Source organism: Otoolea muris, assembly GCF_943193115.1.
In the GTDB taxonomy this organism is placed as follows: domain Bacteria; phylum Bacillota; class Clostridia; order Lachnospirales; family Lachnospiraceae; genus Otoolea; species Otoolea muris.
The window spans coordinates 1-1333 of sequence record NZ_CALPCY010000153.1 but is presented as its reverse complement, the minus strand read 5'-3'; the positions used below and the strand labels follow the sequence as shown (position 1 = coordinate 1333).

The window sequence follows — 1333 nt, the reverse complement described above, 5'->3', positions numbered from 1 at the left end:
TGCCATCATGATCATGTTTCCGATTACCGTGCGCAGCCTCCTGCGTCTGACTTTATGTTTTGTCCCGGTTCCCTTCCTGCCCATGCTTTCCTGTCCGATCATTCGCAGGATGTTATAGGCCAGGATTGTCAGTTCCAGTACCAGTTCGTTGGTCTCAAATTTGCCGGATGGCAGCCGCTCCACATCCATATCAGTCTTGATCTCGCTGTGGAACTGTTCACATTCGCCGTGGGCATGATAGAGGCCGATGACTTCGCGGTCCGTCAGCCCAAGGTTTGTCCACCAGGTATTGACCTCTGTGTCGCCTTCCAAAAGGAATTGCCCATATTTATCAATGGTACGGTTTATGATCTCATAACCGGTACGCAGGGTGATATTTTTTTCCTCGCCATCCTCTGGTTTATACGAAACCGGTTTCCAGTCGCTTCCAATATAAACGGTCTTTCCATCCCGGGGAGTTTCCACATCCTTACTGTGTTCCTGAGCCATCTTCAGCCAGTCCTCTTTGCTTTCCTTGCGGAGGTTGCGCTTTATGATGAAATGACAGCCCGCTTCCACCAGGATACCGATATTCTCTGCGGCATCGTTTCCTGAATCCAGGCGGACCAGAAGCGGCTCATCCGTAATCTCTCTGCACATACGGATGGTTTCCCGTAAAAATTCAGGGGTATGCTTCTGGCAGTGCTGTTTTCCCTCCCGCAGTTCACAGTTGGCCAGATAACCTTCCGTACCAATATATGCCATGATCGGTGCGTAGCCGTCATATCCTTTATAAGTTCTGGAGACACCCTGCTTTTTCGTCTTGGAATTATCAAAAGGCGTAACATCAATATCCACTGGCACATAACCATTTGGAAGTTTTCCCGGTACAATGCCATTTTCCCTTAGCATCCGGATGTTTTCTGCAAGGATATAAGAACGCATGGAGGAGCCAATGTCATCCATCCGCTGGCGCAGGGTTTCCTCAGAAGGGATGCTTCTGACAATTCCAAGTGCGTATTTGTAAAAATCCGGGTCGTCATCAAACTCATGGACGGACTCATAAGCAGTTTTTCCCATCGTGAGGAGCCCGATATAAGTGAGCAGGACATCGCCGTTCTTGATTTGGTGCTGTGAACGGTTTGGGGTTACATCCATACGGTTGCAGCGCTTTACAAAGTCGCATTTGCCGAGAACAGCACCGACAACTGCAAGGCCGCTGGCTGGGATGATACGCTCATTGGTAAACTCAATTTTTATCTTTTTCATGATGACTGCCTCCATAGTATTCTTATGGAGTATTGTATCAGAAAACATCACCAAATGGGTGATATTATTTCATCTTAAAAAAATA

Annotated in this window: 1 protein-coding gene; it reads right to left on the bottom strand. The window is 47.6% G+C overall.

Annotated features, from left to right (window positions below; genetic code table 11):
- On the bottom strand, positions 1–1296 hold a 1296-nt coding region (locus NFS31_RS26755), incomplete at its 3' end, for an IS1380 family transposase (protein WP_251502131.1).
- Positions 1297–1333 lie beyond the last annotated feature (37 nt).